Source organism: Streptomyces sp. NPDC107550 (genome assembly GCF_055639095.1).
In genome coordinates this window covers 50621-68907 of the sequence record NZ_JBVKBC010000018.1, presented here as the reverse complement: position 1 = coordinate 68907, position 18287 = coordinate 50621, and the positions used below count along the sequence as shown (strand labels likewise).

General features: G+C 73.5%; 13 protein-coding genes and 1 pseudogene. 5 read left to right on the top strand and 9 right to left on the bottom strand.

Annotation, left to right across the window (positions count from 1 at the left end):
- Positions 1-334: 334 nt before the first annotated feature.
- The 8 genes and pseudogenes from ACZ7LY_RS22910 to iolC all read right to left on the bottom strand — a co-directional run.
- Positions 335-1213: an ABC transporter permease gene (locus ACZ7LY_RS22910; protein ID WP_471626520.1), complete on the bottom strand. Its 879-nt coding sequence runs from the start codon at positions 1211-1213 to the stop codon at positions 335-337.
- Entirely contained in the window at positions 1210-3903 is a 2694-nt protein-coding gene (locus tag ACZ7LY_RS22905) for an alpha/beta fold hydrolase (protein ID WP_471626519.1), read from the bottom strand. Before ACZ7LY_RS22905 ends, ACZ7LY_RS22910 begins: the two co-directional genes overlap by 4 nt.
- 66 nt (positions 3904-3969) lie before the next feature.
- On the bottom strand, positions 3970-5373 hold the full coding sequence (locus tag ACZ7LY_RS22900; RefSeq protein ID WP_471626518.1) for an APC family permease: 1404 nt from the start codon (positions 5371-5373) through the stop codon (positions 3970-3972).
- A gap of 576 nt (positions 5374-5949) precedes the next feature.
- Positions 5950-7458, bottom strand: a complete 1509-nt coding sequence (gene mmsA / locus ACZ7LY_RS22895; protein WP_471626517.1) for a CoA-acylating methylmalonate-semialdehyde dehydrogenase — start codon at positions 7456-7458, stop codon at positions 5950-5952.
- 40 nt (positions 7459-7498) lie between these two features.
- Positions 7499-9376, bottom strand: a complete 1878-nt coding sequence (gene iolD, locus ACZ7LY_RS22890; RefSeq protein ID WP_471626516.1) for a 3D-(3,5/4)-trihydroxycyclohexane-1,2-dione acylhydrolase (decyclizing) — start codon at positions 9374-9376, stop codon at positions 7499-7501.
- A 13-nt stretch (positions 9377-9389) separates the two neighbouring features.
- On the bottom strand, positions 9390-10193 hold the full coding sequence (gene iolB / locus ACZ7LY_RS22885) for a 5-deoxy-glucuronate isomerase (protein WP_471626515.1): 804 nt from the start codon (positions 10191-10193) through the stop codon (positions 9390-9392).
- Positions 10190-11134 carry a Cgl0159 family (beta/alpha)8-fold protein gene (locus ACZ7LY_RS22880; protein ID WP_471626579.1) on the bottom strand — a complete coding sequence of 315 codons (945 nt, stop codon included), beginning with the start codon at positions 11132-11134 and terminating at the stop codon, positions 10190-10192. The genes iolB and ACZ7LY_RS22880 overlap by 4 nt, the downstream gene beginning before the upstream one ends.
- 33 nt (positions 11135-11167) lie before the next feature.
- A pseudogene (gene iolC, locus ACZ7LY_RS22875) lies at positions 11168-12169 on the bottom strand (5-dehydro-2-deoxygluconokinase); the annotation flags it as partial.
- Positions 12170-12353: 184 nt separating this feature from the next.
- Here iolC and ACZ7LY_RS22870 point away from each other — a divergent pair.
- From ACZ7LY_RS22870 to ACZ7LY_RS22860, 3 genes are all read left to right on the top strand, one after another.
- Positions 12354-13256: a sugar phosphate isomerase/epimerase family protein gene (locus ACZ7LY_RS22870; RefSeq protein ID WP_471626514.1), complete on the top strand. Its 903-nt coding sequence runs from the start codon at positions 12354-12356 to the stop codon at positions 13254-13256.
- A gap of 12 nt (positions 13257-13268) precedes the next feature.
- Positions 13269-14255 (top strand): helix-turn-helix domain-containing protein, encoded by a 987-nt coding sequence (locus tag ACZ7LY_RS22865; protein ID WP_471626513.1) that lies wholly within the window; start codon positions 13269-13271, stop codon positions 14253-14255.
- A 326-nt stretch (positions 14256-14581) separates the two neighbouring features.
- Complete coding sequence (locus ACZ7LY_RS22860) at positions 14582-14782, top strand: helix-turn-helix transcriptional regulator (RefSeq protein ID WP_471626512.1); 201 nt, start codon at positions 14582-14584, stop codon at positions 14780-14782.
- A gap of 15 nt (positions 14783-14797) precedes the next feature.
- On the opposite strand, the gene ACZ7LY_RS22855 is transcribed toward ACZ7LY_RS22860, so the two are convergent.
- The gene (locus ACZ7LY_RS22855; protein WP_471626511.1) at positions 14798-15832 is read right to left on the bottom strand and encodes a zinc-binding dehydrogenase; all 1035 of its coding nucleotides are present in this window, start codon (positions 15830-15832) and stop codon (positions 14798-14800) included.
- Positions 15833-15997: 165 nt separating this feature from the next.
- Here ACZ7LY_RS22855 and ACZ7LY_RS22850 point away from each other — a divergent pair, with 165 nt between their 5' ends.
- Both ACZ7LY_RS22850 and ACZ7LY_RS22845 read left to right on the top strand, forming a co-directional pair.
- Complete coding sequence (locus ACZ7LY_RS22850; protein WP_471626510.1) at positions 15998-16942, top strand: PrsW family intramembrane metalloprotease; 945 nt, start codon at positions 15998-16000, stop codon at positions 16940-16942.
- An 86-nt stretch (positions 16943-17028) separates the two neighbouring features.
- Positions 17029-17343 carry a heavy-metal-associated domain-containing protein gene (locus tag ACZ7LY_RS22845; protein ID WP_471626509.1) on the top strand — a complete coding sequence of 105 codons (315 nt, stop codon included), beginning with the start codon at positions 17029-17031 and terminating at the stop codon, positions 17341-17343.
- The last annotated feature ends 944 nt before the right edge of the window (positions 17344-18287 follow it).

Here is an 18287-nt window from a genome sequence, read left to right as displayed (position 1 = left end):
GGGGCATCACACCGAGGCGGCCTCGAACGGTCTCACCTCCACCTGCGGCCCGGTGGGGGTCGCTCGCGCAGTTCCCCGCGCCCCTGGAAGCGGGGCTTCGCCCCAGCTTCCCCCGATGGAGGTGGCGACGCAGTCGCCCCTCCAGGGGCGCGGGGAACTGCGCGACCAGCCACGACGAGAGTCGAGGAAACCCACCGGCCGGAGCCACCCACTCACCCAGGGGCGCGGGGAACTGCGCAACGTTCAGGCCAGCGGACCTGGACCGGAGAACTCCCTAGGGGCGCGGGGAACTGCGCGGGCAACCACGACGTGGCCGTCAGACGAAGCACCCGCCCTAAGACACCACGTCCTTCTTTGTGAACGTGCGGAACGCCAGTGCCGTCAGTACCAAGCCGTACGCCACGGAGACGACCGCCCCCTGGACCACCCCGCCCCACTCGGCCCGCGGCTGGAGAACATCCGCCCAGGCGAACTGCCAGTGCGCAGGCAGGAACTCCCGCCACCGCCCCAGCGCGGTCACCGCATCCAGCACGTTCCCCAAGATCGTCAGGAACACCGCCCCACCGACCGCCCCGAGCGGCGCGTCCGTCACCGTGGAGAGCCAGAACGCCAGCCCCGCGGTGACCAGTTGGGAGACGAAGACGTACGCGACCACGACAAGCAGCCGCTGCACAGCCGTCCCCGCGTCGAGCGACCCCCCGGTCGGAAGCTGGAGCGGCCCCCAGCCGTAGGCCACCGCGCCGACGCCGAGCGCGACGACCGGCAGCACCACCATCGCCGCCAGACTGAGCCCGAGCGCGACGACGAGCTTGGACCACAGCAGCCGGACCCGGGGCACAGGCGCGGCCAGCAGATAGCGCAGGCTCGACCAGCTCGCCTCGGCGGCCACCGTGTCGCCGCAGAACAGGGCGACAGGGATGACAAGCAGGAATCCGGCGGAGACGAACAGACAGGTCGCCGCGAAGTTCCCGGCGGACGCCGTGGCCGTGTCCATGAGCGTCACCCGCCCCGCACGCCCGCCCGGCTCCCCGCCCACCGCGAAGGCGACGACGAGTACGAACGGCAGCAGCGCGAGCACCGCCCCCATGACGAGGGTCCGCCGCCGCCGGATCTGCCGCGCCAGTTCGACGCGCAGCGGCAGCGTACGGCCGGGCCGGTACCCCTCGGCGGCCCCCCGCCCGGCGGCAGCGGCAGCGGTGTCGGGCAGGGTCATGCGGTGCCTCCGATCAGGGTGAGGAACGCGTCCTCCAGGCGCCGGTGCGGCCCCACCCCGCTCACCGGCACGCCGAGCCGGACGAGGTCCGCGACGAGCGCGGCGGCGCTGCCCTCGGGGGCGAGCCGGACCACGAGTCCGTCGTCCGCGCGGGCCGCCGAGTCCACGCCGTCGAGCGCGGCGACCTTCTCGGCCAGCGCCTCGGACACCTCGCCCGCCACGGTGACGAGCAGCGTGTCGCCCGAGCCGACGACCTCCGCGACCGCGCCGGCCCGTACGAGCCGCCCCCGGTCCATGACGACGAGGTCGGTGCAGGTCTGCTCGACCTCGGCGAGGAGATGGCTGGAGACGATGACCGTGCGGCCACCGCGCGCGTAGCGGATCATCACCTCGCGCATCTCGCGGATCTGCGGCGGGTCGAGCCCGTTGGTCGGCTCGTCCAGGATGAGCAGGTCGGGCATGCCGAGCATGGCCTGCGCGATGGCGAGGCGCTGCCGCATGCCCTGCGAGTACGTGCGGACCGCGCGGGCCAGCGCGTCGCCGAGCCCGGCGATCTCCAGGACCTCGTCGAGGTGCGCGTCGGCTGCCGGGCGGCCGGTGGCCTTCCAGTACAGCTCCAGGTTCTCCCGGCCGGACAGATGCGGCAGGAACCCGGCGCCCTCGACGAACGCGCCGACCCGCGACAGCACGGGCGCGCCAGGCCGGATCGCGTGGCCGAAGACGCGGATCTCGCCCTCGTCGGGCCGGATGAGGCCCATGAGCATGCGCAGGGTGGTCGTCTTGCCCGCGCCGTTGGGTCCGAGCAGGCCGAGGACCTGGCCGCGTTCGACGCGGAAGGAGAGGTCGCGTACGGCGTAGCGGTCGCTCGCGCGGGCGTACTTCTTGCCGAGCCCGGTGATGACGAGCGGCACGTCCGCGAGGGCGGGGTCGGGCGCGGGGGCCGTGGTGCGCCTGCGGGCGGTCAGGAGCAGGCCGCCCGCGACGAGGACGGCGCCCGCGGGCAGCCACCACACCCAGGACGGCAGCGGCGTCCCCGCGGTGCGCACGCCGGGCGCGGTCGGCAGGCTCAGCGCGCTCAGCGGCCGCACGGTGTACGTGGCGGGGGTGCGGGGCGAGGCGTAGCCGAGGTCGGTCGCGGACAGGACGAGCCGCAGCCGGTGCCCCTTGGCGACCTGGTGGTCGACGGCGGGCAGGGTGATCTCGACGTCCTTGCCCTTGCCTCCCGCGCCGGTGACCTTGAGCGGGGTGACGAGCTGGCGGGGCAGCACCTCGCGGGCGCCGCGGGGCCCGGCGTCGTACACCTTGGCGAAGAGGACGGCGGTGCCGGTGGAGGACGTGACGTGGGCCCGTACGGTCGGGGAGCCGGTGACGCGGACCGGGCGGGTGAGCGGCGCGGTGTCGAAGCGGGCGAACTGGCCGGGGAAGTCGAGGGCGAAGCCCCCGGCGATCGACGGCAGCGAGGCGGCTTCGCTGAGGCCCGGCACGGCCGACAGGGACGGCGGGCTGGCGCCGGGCGGGTTCTGGAAGGACTCGGTGGCCGTCTTCAAGGGCACCGGGACCCGCCGCTCGCCGCGCAGTCCCGGGTAGGCGGGGCCGCTCGCGCCGCGCAGGACGGCGGCGCCGTCGGTGGAGTCGACACCGCCCGCGCGCGTGACGCGGAACGCGGGCCCGGTGTCGGCGCCGCGCTCGCCCTTGAGCCAGCGGTCGAACCAGGAGGTGACGCGGGCGCGGACGCGGTCGGTCTCGCGGTCGCCGCCGTCGTGGCCGCCGTCGATCCAGTCGACCTTGACGGGCGCGCCGTTGGCCTGGACTTGGCGGACCATGGCGTCGGCCTGGGAGAGCGGGAACAGCGAGTCGGTCTGCCCCTGCGTGATGAGCATGGGCACCCGGATGCGGTCCCCGACGGCCACCGGGCTGCGCTCTTCGAGCAGGCGCCGGGCCGCCGCGTCGGGCGTGCCGGAGACGGCGACGCGCTGGTACATCGCGCACAGGTCCTTCTCGAACCGGCCGCAGTGCAGTCCCGCCTCGCTGGTGCGCGAGCCGAGGGGCGCGGAGCCCGAGGTGAAGAAGAGTCCGGCCCACAGCTTCTTGAAGACGCCGTCCGGGAAGAGGGCGTCTGCGAGGTTCCAGTACGTCATCTGCGGGGCGATGGCGTCGACGCGGCGGTCGTGGGCGGCGGCGAGCAGGGAGACCGCGCCGCCGTAGGAGGCGCCGGACAGGCCCACGCGCGGGTCGCCGCGCTTGTCGAGCCGCACCTCGGGGCGCCGGGCGAGCCAGTCGATGAGGCGGGAGACGTCGGCGACCTCGCCCTTCGGGTCGTTGAGGCCGATCTTGCCGGTGGAGTGGCCGAAGCCGCGCGCGGACCAGGTCAGGACCGCGTACCCGTGCCGGGCGAGTCCCTCGGCCTCGGCGCGCACGTCGGCCTTGCTGCCGCCGAAGCCGTGCCCGATGAGGACGGCGGGGCGGCGGACGCGGGGGTCGCCGGCGGTGAAGTACGACGTGTCGAGCCGGACGCCGCCGCCCATCGGCAGCATGCGGTCGGAGCGGTGCACGGCCGGGGTGCCGCCGGAGGCCGAGGCGAGCGTCCAGGTGCCCGCCCCGGCGAGCAGGGCGAGGACGGCGAGCAGGACGGCCGTGCGCCGCCCGTGCCGCCGCGCCCGCTCACGCCATGCGCCCAGTCGAAGATCCATGCGCCCCACCGTATGCGCCGCCACTGACAGGGCCCGCACCCCGGGTGGGCCGGGGTGCGGTGCGGGTCAGTCGAGTTCGTCCTCGGGGAGCGTGACGAGCCAGCGGGTCTCGCGGCGGGGGCGCAGGTACAGGGCCCAGTACAGGGTGGCGACGGCGGTGATGCCGCCGGTCCACAGCAGGTACGTGACCTCCTGCGAGACCAGGATGTAGGCCATGACGGCGATGAGCAGGACGGGCACGGCGGGCCACAGCGGCATGCGCCAGGCGGACTGCTCGCGGTGGTGGCCGCGCCGGGCGAGCAGGGCGGCGACGGCGACCAGGAGGTACATGCCGGTGACGGAGACGCCGGTGACGCCGTAGAGGGTGTCGAGGTTCACGAAGCACAGGGCGGCGCCGGGCACACCGACGACGAGGGTGGCGACCCACGGCGAGCCGAACCGGCCGAGCTTGGACAGCGCCTGATTGACCGGTCCGGGCCAGGCCTTGTCGCGGGCGGAGGCGAACAGGACGCGGGAGTTCTGGATGACCATGACGATGCCCGCGTTGATGATGGCGAGGGCGACGCACAGGGAGACGAAGGTGCCGACCGCCGAGTTGGACCACGCCTGGACCATGCCGCTGAGGTCGCCGGAGGTGAGCGCGGTGAGGTCCTTGGCGCCCATGGTGATGGCGACGACCGGGACCAGGATGATCACGGTGGAGATGGCGAGGGTGGCGAGGACGGTCCTGGCGACGGACTTGCGGGGGTTCTCCAGCTCCTCGGAGAGGTAGACGGCGGTGGAGAAGCCCTGGGTGATGAAGAGGGCGATGGCGAGCCCGGAGACGACGAGCATGGCCGTCACGGTGTCGGCGTGTCCGTTCGAGCCCGCGACCTGCATGGAGACCAGCGAGCCCGCGCCGCGCTCGGAGTGGGCGAAGCCGAGGACGGCGACGAGGGCCGCGGCGATGACTTCGAGGACGAGGAAGATGCCGGTGATCCAGGCGTTGGCGCGCAGGTCGAGCAGGCCCGCGAGGGTGGCGAGGAGCATGACGGCGGCGCCGGCGACCGAGGGGTCGAGGTGCACGAGGGGCGCGAGGTAGTCGGCGGTGCCCATGGCGATCACGGGCGGCACGATCATCACGACCAGCAGCGACAGCACGAAGACGAGCCAGCCGGCGAGGCGGCCCGCGAGGGTGGAGACCATGGCGTACTCGCCGCCCGCGCTGGGGATGAGGGTGCCCAGCTCGGAGTAGCAGAACGCCACGCCGATACAGAGCAGCGAGCCGATGGCGATGGTGAGGGCGGTCGCGGTGCCGAGCGAGCCGAAAAGGTCGGGCACGACGACGAAGAGGGTGGAGGCGGGCGTCACGCAGGAGAGCGTGAGCAGGGTGCCGCCGACGACACCGATGGAACGCTTGAGCTTCTGGGGCGGGGCCGAGTTGGGCAGGGGCTCCACCGCGGGGGCGGCGGGGCGAAGCGTGTCGGTCATGAAGCGGTTCCGATCGACTCGTGCGGCAGGTGGTTCGGCCGGGAGCGCCTATCGCCTCCGAAGGCTGGGGGGTGGTGCGCGGGGGCTCCGGTGGAGCCCGGGGTGTCCACTCCCGGCGCGTCATGGAACCCCGCCGGTATCCGGAACGTCAACGGCCGTTTCCCTGCGGATTCCGCACATGTGACCTTGTGCAACTGCCCGCACTTCGTTAGCCGTTCGCAAAGTCGGCCGTCTTCACCACACCGAAGTTGAAAGTTGACCTTGTTTTCGAAGGTCGTACTCGCGCGGGACCTCCGTCACCCGTTTCATCCCCTACGTACGGGAACCGCAGCCGCGCGCCCGAAAGTTTTCCGGAATTCGTCCGCACTCCGGACACCTGGAGGCGTCCGCGGACCCCCTGTGACCTGCCGCGGACCGCTGGTGACGGGTTCGCGCCGGGCCCGGACAGCCGGATGCCCCGGCCGTCGCGGGGGACGTGCCGGGGCATCGGGGCGCCGTGCGGAGCGCCTGAAGGGGTCGTACGGGGCGCCTGAGGGGACGTACAGGGCGCCATGGGGCGTACGGGCAAGCGCCGCCTCAGTGGTTGCGCGGGAAGCCCAGGTCCACGCCGGTGGGGGCGTCGGCCGGGTCGGGCCAGCGGGTCGTGACGACCTTGCCGCGGGTGTAGAAGTGCGTGCCGTCGTTGCCGTAGATGTGGTGGTCGCCGAAGAGGGAGTCCTTCCAGCCGCCGAAGCTGTGGTAGCCCACGGGGACCGGGATCGGCACGTTGACGCCGACCATGCCGGCCTCGACCTCCAGCTGGAAGCGGCGGGCCGCGCCGCCGTCCCGCGTGAAGATCGCGGTGCCGTTGCCGAACGGCGAGCTGTTGATGAGGGCGATGCCCTCCTCGTACGTGTCCACGCGCAGCACGCACAGGACCGGGCCGAAGATCTCGTCCTGGTAGGCCTTGGCGCTGGTGGGGACGCGGTCGAGCAGGCTCAGGCCGATCCAGTGGCCGTTCTCGAAGCCCTCGACCGTGTGGCCGGTGCCGTCCAGGACGACCTCGCAGCCCTCGGCGGCGGCGCCCTCGACGTAGGAGGCGACCTTGTCGCGGTGGGCGGCCGTGATGAGCGGGCCCATCTCGGAGGACGCGTCGTCGCCCGGGCCGATCTTGATCTTCTCGGCGCGCTCCTTGATCTTGGCGACCAGCTCGTCGCCGACCGCGCCGACGGCCACGACGGCGGAGATCGCCATGCAGCGCTCGCCGGCCGAGCCGTACGCGGCGGACACGGCGGCGTCGGCGGCGGCGTCCAGGTCGGCGTCCGGCAGCACCAGCATGTGGTTCTTGGCGCCGCCGAGGGCCTGTACGCGCTTGCCGTTGGCGGAGGCGGTGGTGTGGATGTACTTGGCGATGGGCGTCGAGCCGACGAAGGAGACCGCGGCGACGTCCGGGTGGTCGAGGAGGCGGTCCACGGCGACCTTGTCACCGTGCACGACGTTGAACACGCCGTCGGGCAGCCCGGCCTCCGACAGCAGCTCGGCGATCTTCATCGACGCCGACGGGTCCTTCTCGGACGGCTTGAGCACGAAGGTGTTGCCGCACGCGATGGCCAGCGGGAACATCCACATCGGCACCATGGCCGGGAAGTTGAACGGCGTGATGCCGGCGACCACACCGAGCGGCTGGCGGATCGAGGAGACGTCGACACGGCTCGCCACCTGCGTCGACAGCTCGCCCTTGAGCTGCACGTTGATCCCGCAGGCCAGGTCCACGATCTCCAGGCCGCGCGCGACCTCGCCGAGCGCGTCCGAGTGCACCTTGCCGTGCTCGGCGGTGATCAGCTCGGCGATGGCGTCGCGGTTGGCGTCCAGCAGCGCGCGGAAGCGGAAGAGGATCTCGGTGCGCTTGGCGAGCGAGGACTGGCCCCAGCTCACGTACGCGTCCTTGGCCGCGGCGACGGCCGCGTCCACCTCCTCGACCGAGGCGAAGTCGACCTGCGTGGTCACGGCGCCGGTCGCGGGATCGGTCACCGGGCCGTGGTTGCCCGACGTGCCCTCGACGGTCTTGCCGCCGATCCAGTGGTGGACCAACTTCGTGTCAGACATGTGGGCGACTCCTGTTTACGTCCGGTGGTTCTCAGAGGTGTCAGAGGTGGCGGCGCCGGGCGACGGCGCGCCGGTCGTACTCCTCGCGGGCCTCGATCGCCGCCGGTCGGTCGGCGGTCTCGGCCACGGGCACATCCCACCACGCCTGCGCGGGGGGCGGGCCCGACACTGTGTCTGCCGTTTCGGTCTCCACGTAGACACATGTGGGCCGGGTCGCCGCGCGGGTCGCGGCGAGCGCGTCCCGCAGCTCACGGACGGTCTTGACGCGGTGTACGGCCATGCCGAGCGAGGCCGCGTTCGCCGCGAGGTCGACGGGGAGCGGGGCGCCCGTGTACGCGGCGCCCTCGCGGTGGCGGTACGCGGTCGCGAACCCCTCGGCGCCCACGGAGGCGGACAGGCCGCCGATGGAGGCGTAGCCGTGGTTCTGGAGGATGACGAGCTTGAGCGGGATGTCCTCCTGCACGGCCGTGACGATCTCGGTCGGCGCCATCAGATACGTGCCGTCCCCCACCAGCGCCCACACCGGCCGCCCGGGCGCGGCGAGCGCGACGCCGAGCGCGGCGGGGATCTCGTAGCCCATGCAGGAGTAGCCGTACTCGACGTGGTACTGGTCGCGGGAGCGGGCGCGCCAGAGTTTGTGCAGGTCACCGGGGAGCGAGCCCGCCGCGTTGATCAGTACGTCCGCGCCGGTCACCAGGGCGTCGAGCGCGCCGAGCACCTGCGTCTGGGTGGGCCGCGCCGATGGGTCGGGGGCGGCGAGGCAGGCGTCCACGCGGTGCTCCCAGCGCTCCTTCGCGGCCCGGTACGCGGCGACGTACGCGGGGTCGGCGCGCAGGTCCGGGGCGGCCTCGGTGAGCGCGGTCAGGGCCGTGCAGGCGTCGGCGACGAGCGGCAGCGCGGCCAGCTTGTGCGCGTCGAACGCGGCCACGTTCACATTCACGAACCGTACGTCCGGGTTCTGGAAGAGGGTGGCGGAGGCCGTCGTGAAGTCCGTGTACCGGGTGCCGACGCCGAGGACGAGGTCGGCGGCGCGCGCCAGTTCGTTCGCCGGGGCCGTGCCGGTGTGGCCGACGCCGCCGACGTCGGCGGGGTGGTCGTGAGGCAGGGCGCCCTTGCCGGCCTGGGTGGAGGCGACCGGGACGCCCGTCGCGTCGGCGAAGGCGCGCAGCGCGTCCTGGGCCCGGCTGTGCCGCACTCCGCCGCCCGCGATCAGCAGCGGGCGCCTGGCCTGCTCCAACGCCCGTACTGTCGCGTCGAGTTCGGCCGGGTCGGGGGCGGTCCTGCGGACGGTCCAGACGCGCTCGGCGAAGAACTCGCCGGGCCAGTCGTACGCCTCGGCCTGCACGTCCTGCGGCAGCGCGAGCGTGACGGCGCCGGTGTCGACGGGGTCGGTGAGGACGCGCATGGCCTGGAGCGCGGCCGGGATCAGCTGCTCGGGCCGGGTGATCCGGTCGAAGTACTTCGACACCGGCCGCAGGCAGTCGTTGACCGACACGTCACCCGCGTACGGCACTTCGAGCTGCTGGAGCACCGGGTCGGCGGGGCGGCCGGCGAACACGTCGCCGGGGAGCAGGAGGACGGGCAGGTGGTTGATGGTGGCGAGGGCGGCGCCGGTGACGAGGTTGGTGGCGCCGGGGCCGATGGACGTGGTCACCGCGTGCGCCGACAGCCGCTCGCTCTGGCGCGCGTACCCGACGGCCGCGTGCACCATCGCCTGTTCGTTGCGCCCTTGGTGGAACGGCATGTCGTCGCCGTACCGCAGCAGCGCCTGGCCGAGCCCCGCGACGTTGCCGTGGCCGAAGATGCCCCAGGTCGCGGCGATGAGCCGGCGGCGCTCGCCGTCGCGCTCGGTGAACTGGCGGGCCAGGAAGCACACCAGGGCCTGCGCGGTGGTGAGCCGGGTCGTCGTCGCGGTCATCGGCGTGCCTGCCTCATCGGTAGCCCTCGCTGACGTGGTCGGGGTGGAAGCGGATGCGCCACTCGCGCTCGTCGCCGGGGCCCGCCATGACGTTCAGGTAGTACATGGCGTGCTCGGGCGGCGCGATCGAGGGGCCGTGCCAGCCGTCGGGGACGAGGACGGTGTCCCCGGCGCGGACCTCGGCGAGCAGGTCGGTGCCGCCGGGCCGGGACGGGGAGATCCGCTGGTAGCCGCAGCCGCCGCTGTCGAACTCGAAGTAGTAGATCTCCTCCAGCTCCGACTCGACGCCCGGCAGGTGCTCGTCGTGCTTGTGGGGCGGGTACGAGGACCAGTTGCCCGCGGGGGTGACGACCTCGACGGCGATGAGCTGGTCGCAGGCGAAGGTGTCGGCCGCCGCGAAGTTGCGCACGTGGCGGGCGGTGCGTCCGCTGCCGCGCGCCTCGACGGGTACCTCCGGCGCGGGGCCGTAGCGGGCGGGGAGTCGGCGCCCGCACTCCGCTCCTGCCAGGGCGAAGCGGCCTCCCGCACCGGAGGCGATCTCTGCGCGGGCGTCCCTCGGAAGGTACGCGAAGTCGCTCGCGGCGCTGAACACGCTGTCCCTGCCCGCGAGTTCGATGATCCGCCCTTCGACCGTCACGGAGCAACCACCGCGCAGCGGCAGAACGATCCATTCGCTCCCCCCGGTGTCGAACGCGTGCCGCTCGCCGGGCCCGAGGTCGAGGACGCGCAGCGCGGCCCGCGACCAGCCGGCCGCCTTCGGGCCGACGCTGACCGCGTAGGGGCCTTCGGCCGCGGTGCCGCTCGGCAGGTGGGTCATGACGGGCTCTCTCCTCCTCGCAGCAGGGACACGGCCGTGTCGACCGCGCCCGCGACATCGCCGTCCGGCGGGTACAGCAGCGAGCGTCCCACCACCAGGCCCTGCACGGTGGGCAGGCGCAGCGCGGCACGCCACTTGTCGTACAGGGCGTCCTGGTCGCCGTCCTTCGTGTCGCCGCCGAGCAGCACGGCCGGCAGCGAGGACGCCTCCATGACGCGCGCGAGGTCGTCCGGGTCGTCGCTGTCGGGCACGGGCAGCTTGAGCCAGGTGTACGCGGAGGTGCCGCCGAGGCCCGAGGCGACGGCCACCGAGCGGACCACGGCGTCGGCGCTCAGATCGGGGCCGAGCGCGCCGGTCGCCGGGTCGCGGCGCACGAGGAACGGCTCGACGAACACCGGCAGCCGGTGCGCGGCCATCGCGTCGACCGCCCGCGCGGCGGAGTGCAGCGTCCGTACGGAGCCTTCGCCCGGGTCGTCGTAGTCGAGCCGCAGCAGCAGCTTGCCCGCGTCGAAGCGCAGGCGGCGCAGGTCCTCGGGCCGGTACCCGGTGAACCGGTCGTCCAGCTCGAAGGAGGCGCCCGCGAGCCCGCCCCGGTTCATCGAGCCGATGACGAGCTTGTCGTCGAGGGCGCCGAGCAGCAGCAGGTCGTCCAGGACGTCGGCGGAGGCGAGGACGCCGTCCACACCGGGCCGCTCCAGGGCGAGGCACAGCCGCCCGAGCAGATCGGCGCGGTCCGCCCTGGCGAGCCCCCGCTCCCCCGCGCCGAGCGCCCCGCGCGCGGGATGGTCGGCGGCCACGATCAGCAGCCGCCCGCCGCCGAAAGCGCCCCGCACACGCCGCGCGAGGGCGGCCCCGGCGACCCCCTCAGGCCCGACGGCCCGCGCCCGGGCGAGAGCCCCGAGATCCACCCCGCGCCCGTGGCCCGCCGAAGCCTCCGGCATCCCCGGCGCCCCGCGCTCTCCGGGAGCCGCCTCCACGCGCCCCGCGCGCAGCGCCGCCTCGATCTCGGGCGGGGTCGGCATCGCCGAGGAGCATTCCAGGCGGGAGGCGACGATCGCGCCCGCCGCGTTGGCGTACCGCATGACGCGCTCCAGGTCCCAGCCGCGCAGCAGGCCGAGGCAGAGCGCGCCGCCGAACGCGTCGCCCGCCCCCAGTCCGTTCAACACACGGACCGGCAGCGGCGGAACCCTCACCGTCTCCCCGCTCGGCCGCATCGCCAGCACCCCCTCCGGGCCCTGCTTGACGACGGCGAGTTCGAGCCCGTACGCCAACAACGCGCGGGCGGCGGCGCCGGGTTCCCGCTCACCGGTGGCGATCTCGACCTCGTCGAGGTTGCCGACGGCGACGGTCGCGTGCCGCAGCGCCTCCCGGTAGAACGGGCGGGCCGCCTCCGGGTCCGCCCAGAACATCGGCCGCCAGTCCAGATCGAACACCGTGTGCCCGCCCGCGTCCTCGCCCGAGCCGCCGGCGCCCCCGTTCTCGCCGCCACGCGCGCGTGCCCGGTGGGCGAGCGCGGCCAGCGTCGCGTCCCGGCTCGGCTGCGCGCTCAGGCCCGTACCGGTCATCCAGAACACGCGCGCCGCGCCGATCGCGTCGAGGTCGAGTTCGTGCGCGGCGATCTCCAGATCGGGCGCCTTGGGGCGGCGGTAGAAGTACAGCGGGAAGTCGTCCGGCGGGAAGACCTCGCAGAAGGTGACCGGCGTGGGCAGGCCGTCCACGGGCGTCACCCAGCGCGCGTCCACCCCGAACCGGCCCAGCTCGGCGCGGAGATAGTCGCCGAAGGGGTCGCGCCCGGTGCGGGTGACGGTCGCCGTCCGCAGCCCGAGCCGCGCCGCCGCCACCGCCACATTGGCCGAGGAGCCGCCGAGGAACTTGCCGAACGTGCTCACGTCCGCCAGCGACCGGCCCGCCTGGAGGGGATACAGGTCCACCCCGATCCGGCCCATGGTGATCAGATCGAGGTCGCTGCGGGCCATACGGCTTCCCTTCGGCGGCGGCGGCGAACGGGCATCGGGGCAGCAGGGGAACGCGGGCGGGCGGCACCGGCTCCCGGCCCGCCCGCTGCCAGGTCTAGCCCGGCCCACGCCCCCTGTCAACATTTTGTCCTGACATTCGGACCACGCCTTGACACCCCTCTCGGCCCGCGCCAAGGCTGGACGCATGACGACGCTGTCCCGCCGCATCCGCATCGGCTCGGCCCCCGACTCCTGGGGCGTCTGGTTCCCCGACGACCCCCGGCAGGTGCCCTGGCAGCGCTTCCTCGACGAGGTCGCCGAGGCCGGTTACGCGTGGATCGAGCTGGGCCCGTACGGCTATCTGCCGCGCGATCCGGACGTGCTGCGCGCCGAGACGGACCGGCGCGGGCTCCGCGTGTCGGCGGGCACGGTCTTCACCGCCCTGCACCACGGCCCGGCCGTCTGGGAGCGCACCTGGGAGCACGTCGCGTCCATCGCCGCGCTGACCCGGGACATGGGCGCCGAGCACCTCGTCGTCATCCCGTCCTTCTGGCGCGACGACAAGAGCGGCGAGGTCCTGGAGGACGACACGCTCAGCGCCGAGCAGTGGCGGTGGCTGGCCGAGGGCACCGAACGGCTGGGCCGCGAGGTGCGTGAGCGGTTCGGGCTGCGGATCGCCGTCCACCCGCACGCGGACACGCACATCGACACCGAGGAGAACGTGACGCGCCTCCTCGACGCCACCGACCCCGAACTCGTCGCGCTCTGCCTGGACACCGGGCATTACGCGTACTGCGGCGGCGACAGCGTCAAGCTGATCGAGACGTACGGGGAACGGCTCGGCTATCTGCATCTCAAGCAGGTCGACCCCCGCGTCCTCGCGGACGTACGGGCGGCGGGCACGCCCTTCGGACCGGCCGTCGCGCAGGGCGTGATGGTCGAACCACCGCAGGGCGTACCGGAGTTGGAGCCGGTGCTCGCGGCGGCGGCCGCGCTGGACGTGGATCTGTTCGCCATCGTCGAGCAGGACATGTACCCGTGCGATCCGGACCGCCCGCTGCCGGTGGCGCGCCGCACCAGGGGCTACCTGAGGTCGTGCGGTGTGTAGCACTATCGGCGGATGACCTCACGTGCCCCTCGCACGCCGGGTTCGCCCGGCCTCGTGACGCGCTCCTCCCGTGGCCCGTACGGGAGTTGGGAGTCCGTCACCGCCCGCCCGCACCCCCGGCTGCGGCCCGGCGTCCTCGGCTACCGGGGCTTCCGGCTCGACCTGCCGTCCCCGCGCGCCCGCCTGGAGGCACCGATCGGGGCGGTGACGCTGATGCTCGGCTTCCAGGGTTCCGTACGGATCACGGAGGCGTCAGGCGGCTGGGTCGGGGTGGGCCGGCGCCCGGCCGAACGCCCGGCGGGGCTGCGCTCGGTGGAGCTGTCGACGGTGCTGTCCGCGCTGACGACGACGTCCGTCCTCGGCGAGCATGACGGCCATCTGGCGGGCGTGGAGGTGCTGTTGACGCCCTGGGCCGCGTTCTCCCTCTTCGGTACGTCCCTGCACGAGCTGGCCCGCTGGAAGGTGGACCCGGACGATCTGGGCGGCCTTCCCGCCGGGGCCGTCGCCGAACTCACGTACCGGCTCGGCGCGTTGCCGACCTGGCGGGCGCGGTTCCAGCTCCTGGACACGGTGTTGGACCAGTGGGCGCAGGCGGGCCCCCGTCCCTGCGGCGGTACCGTACGCGCCTGGTACGCGCTGACGCACAGCGGCGGCACCCTGCCGGTGTCCGGCCTCGCGGAGCAGGCGGGCTGGGGCGTACGGCATCTGGAGAACCGCTTCCGGCAGCAGATCGGCCTGAGCCCGAAGGCGGCGGCGCGCGTGCTGCGGCTCCAGCGGGCGCGGCGGCTGCTGTGCGCGGGCAGCACGCAGGCGGAGACGGCGGCGGCGTGCGGCTACTACGACCAGGCGCATCTGAGCGGCGAGTTCAAGGCGATGACGGGGTGCACGCCCCGCGAATTCGCGCTCGCGCGCGGCATCCCCGAGCCGGGCGGTCCGCCCGCGAACGACCGGCTGGCCGGTGAGGCGACGAGCCTGGTACTGCGCCGCCCGGCCGCGTGAGCCCGGGCCTGTCCTTCGGATCACGCCGGGGTCGCGGGCCCTGGCACCGCACCCTGATCCGGCCTGACCCGAAGGAAAGGCCCTGACAGCGACTCCTGTCCGCTCTCGCCCCGGTTCATGCGTCTACGCGCCGCCCTCTTTGCATCATTCCCGTCACAAACGACCCCTTCCTGTCACACATGTCCGCCCTACGCGGGTTCTGCGTCACAGGCGTCTCACAGGCCCACGCTCCCCCACCCGCCCCTCGTTGTCGGGGCACAGGGTGGGTGATCGCCGGCGGCCACCCCCGAGCCGCCGCAGCGACGCCCGTCAGGGAGGAGCCACTCATGACCGACCGCAGGCTCTGGTCGTACAAGGAGATCGCCGCGCACATCCGGGTCCAGCCCGACACCGTGCGCTCGTATCGCAAGCACGGCCTGCTGCCGCCGCCGGACCACGTGGAGGGCGGCAAGCCCTACTGGTACGCCGACACGGTCAGAGCCTGGGTCGCCTCCCGCCCCCGCAACCGGGGCCGCGCCGGCGACTGACGGTCCGGGGGCCGTTCACCGCCCCGGTTCGACGACGGTGACGCCCGCGCCCGCCCTGCCGCCCATCGCGGCGAGCGCGGCGGGCGCCGCGTCCAGCGGCAGCACCGACGTGACGAGCCGGTCGGGCCGCAGCACCCCGGCGCGTACGAGTTCCAGCATGCCGGGGTAGGTGTGGGCGGCCATGCCGTGGCTGCCGAGCAGTTCCAGCTCCAGCGCGACGGCACGGCCGAGCGGCACGACGGGGTCCTCGGGCAGCAGCCCCACCTGCACGTGCCGGCCCCGGCGCCGCAGGCTCCGGACGGACGCGGCGCAGGTGACGGCGGCGCCCAGCGCGTCGAGGGACAGATGGGCGCCGCCGCCGGTGAGGTCCCGTACCGCCTCGGCCGCGTCGGGCACCGCGCCCGCGTCGACGGTCTCGGCGGCGCCGAACGCGCGGGCCAGTTCGAGGGCGGCGGGCGACACGTCCACCGCGACGACGCGGGCGCCGGCCGCCGCCGCGATCATCACCGCCGACAGGCCGACGCCGCCGCAGCCGTGCACCGCGACCCACTCCCCCGCCGCGAGCCGGCCCTGCTGCACGACCGCGCGATAGGCGGTGGCGAACCGGCAGCCGAGCCCGGCGGCCGTCGCGTACGCCATGTCGTCCGGCACCGCGACGAGGTTCACGTCGGCGTGGTCCAGGGCCACGTACCGCGCGAACGAGCCCCAGTGCGTGAAGCCGGGCTGCGTCTGCCGCTCGCACACCTGCTGGTCCCCGGCCGCGCACGCGGCGCACCGGCCGCACGCGCACACGAACGGCACGGTCACCCGGTCGCCCGCCCGCCACTCGCGCACGTCGGCGCCCGTCTCGACGACGACACCCGCGAGTTCGTGGCCCGGCACGTGCGGCAGGACGATGTCCGGGTCGTGGCCCTGCCAGCCGTGCCAGTCGCTGCGGCACAGGCCCGTCGCCTCGACCTGGACGACGACGCCGTGCGCCGCCGGCGCCGGGTCCGGCACCTCCCGTACCTCGGGAATCTCGCCGAACCGCTCGAACACCACGGCCCGCATGCCGTCCACCCCATCTCACTGACACCACCGGCGACTCTCGCCGCCCCACGCTAACCCCGCCCCTCCCGCACCCCCGTCCGGACTGCGGCATATCGGGACTGACCGTAGGATTCCGGCACATCGTCCGACGCCTGCGCCAAGCCAAGGGAAGCCGAGGGAAGCGACGTGAGCCACCCCCAGCCCTCCGGGGCGCCCCAGGCCCGTATCCCCCAGCAGCCACCGCCGCCCGGACCGCACATCCGGGCGGGCCTGTGGAAGCGGTGCCTGTGGTCGGGGCTCGCCCTGTGGGTGCTGACGGCGCTCGTCACGTACGCCACGAAGAACACGACCCTGCTGCCGACGCTGATCCTGCTCGGCAGCTTCCTCGCGCCGGCCGTCTTCGTGCTGTGGGCGTACGAGCGGCACGGCCGCGACCTCGGCGTCAGCCTGATCCTCGGCTGCTTCCTGGTGGGCGGGGTGCTCGGCGTGCTCGGCGCGTCGGTCATGGAGTATTACCTCGTCCACCCGTCCGTGTGGATGTTCGTCGCGGTCGGCCTGATCGAGGAGGCCGTGAAGCTGCTCGCCCTCATGTACGTGCTCCACCGCCATCCCCGGGTACGGGGACTGCGGGCGGGCCTGGTGCTCGGCGCGGCCGTCGGCTTCGGCTTCGCGGCGTTCGAGAGCGCGGGGTACGCGTTCAACGCGGCGGTCACCATGCAGGGCATCGACCTGCGCTCCCTGCTGGAGACGGAGGTGCTGCGCGGGCTGCTCGCCCCCTTCGGGCACGGGCTGTGGACGGCCGTCGCGGGCGCGGCCCTGCTCTCCTTCCGGCGGCCCGACGGGCGTTGGCGCCTCGCGGCGCCGGTGCTGGTGACGTACCTGGGCGTCTCGCTGCTGCACGCCCTGTGGGACTCGATGCACGGGATCGCGATCTGGCTGGTGGTACGGCTGACGACGACGGACCTGGACCGGTCGCTGTTCGCGGAGGGGTACATCCCCGCGCCGACCGACGCGCAGAAGCATCTGTTCACGTTGTTCTCGGTGGGCGGGCTCGTGCTCGTGTCGTTGGTCGGGCTGGCGTGGGCGCGGGCGCTGGCGCGGCGCGACCCCTCTTGGAAAAATACCCCCTAGGGGTATAGAGTCGAGTGCGTCGGGCGGTGCCGGGGGTACTCGGTTCCGAACGACGACCCACGGCCCTCTTCCCCAAGGAGAACGACATGAGCGCCCAGACCGAGCTGCCCCAGATCGACGCGGAGACCGGTGGCTCCTGCTGCGGCGGTGCCTGCCACTCGGGTGCGGAGGCGCCCGCGGCGGAGGGTGCCGTCACCACCGTGTACCAGGTCAAGGGGATGACGTGCGGCCACTGCGAGGGGGCCGTGGCGGGCGAGATCTCCGAGATCGCCGGGGTGTCGTCCGTGACGGCGGTTGCCGCGAGCGGTCAGGTGACGGTGGTCTCCGACGGCGTGCTTGACCGGGAGGCCGTGCGGGCGGCGGTCGATGAGGCCGGCTACGAACTCATCGACGAGGCCTGACCTCGCCCACTCCCTCACTTCCAGCGGGGGCCGCTCCCACCCCAAGGGGCGGCCCCTCCGGCATCCCGGCCAGCGCGCACCCCGGTGGGGCCAGGTCGCGCAGTTCCCCGCGCCCCTGGGTTGTCGTTCACCTGCGGCCCGGTGGGGGCTGGTCGCGCAGTTCCCCGCGCCCCTTCGGGGCACGACCGTGCGTGGTCATCTGCGGCCCGGTGGGGCTTCTCGCGCAGTTCCCCGCGCCCCTGAAGCATGCACTCCGTGCAGCTTCCCCCAGGGGGGAGGGTGCGACGCAGTCGCCCCTCCAGGGGCGCGGGGAACTGCGCGAGCAACCACGACGCGACCGTCAGACGGAGAACCCGCCCGGAGGGGCTGTCACCCAAGGGGCGCCGCCGGCCCGACAGGCCGTCAGATGAATCCCCGCCCCCACAAAGCGCCCCCGTGAGACCAGGAACACGGTCCCCCAAAAACACCCGCCCCCAAGAAAGGGTGGACCTCCACACAATCCACACGGCACAATTGCACCACGCTCACGCGGAGATCCGATATCCCCATATCGGACCTCCGCGTATACACGGGACACACGAGACATCCGCAAGAGACGCAGGTCACAGTGATCTGAACGTAACCCTTCGCAGGTCTCGTGAGTCTATGGAGGCGATGCAGAAACGTCTTGGGGGGCGTTTCCGTATCGGCCGAGCCCGTCTTGGGGGACGGACTCGACTGCGTTGGCCGGGGCACGTGCACCGGGGAGCTTGAGCGGCCCACCCGTACGTACACGTGCCCCCGGCAGCCCGACGCGACCACAGACGCCCGGCCGGATCCCGTGGGGGGAATCCGCACCGGGAAAAGGAAAGCGCCCCGACTGCCGGCCCGTGGGGGGACCGGCAGCGGGGCGCTTTCCGCTAACTGGAGCTAACTGGATCTGTGCGGGACCCAGCGGCAGGCGC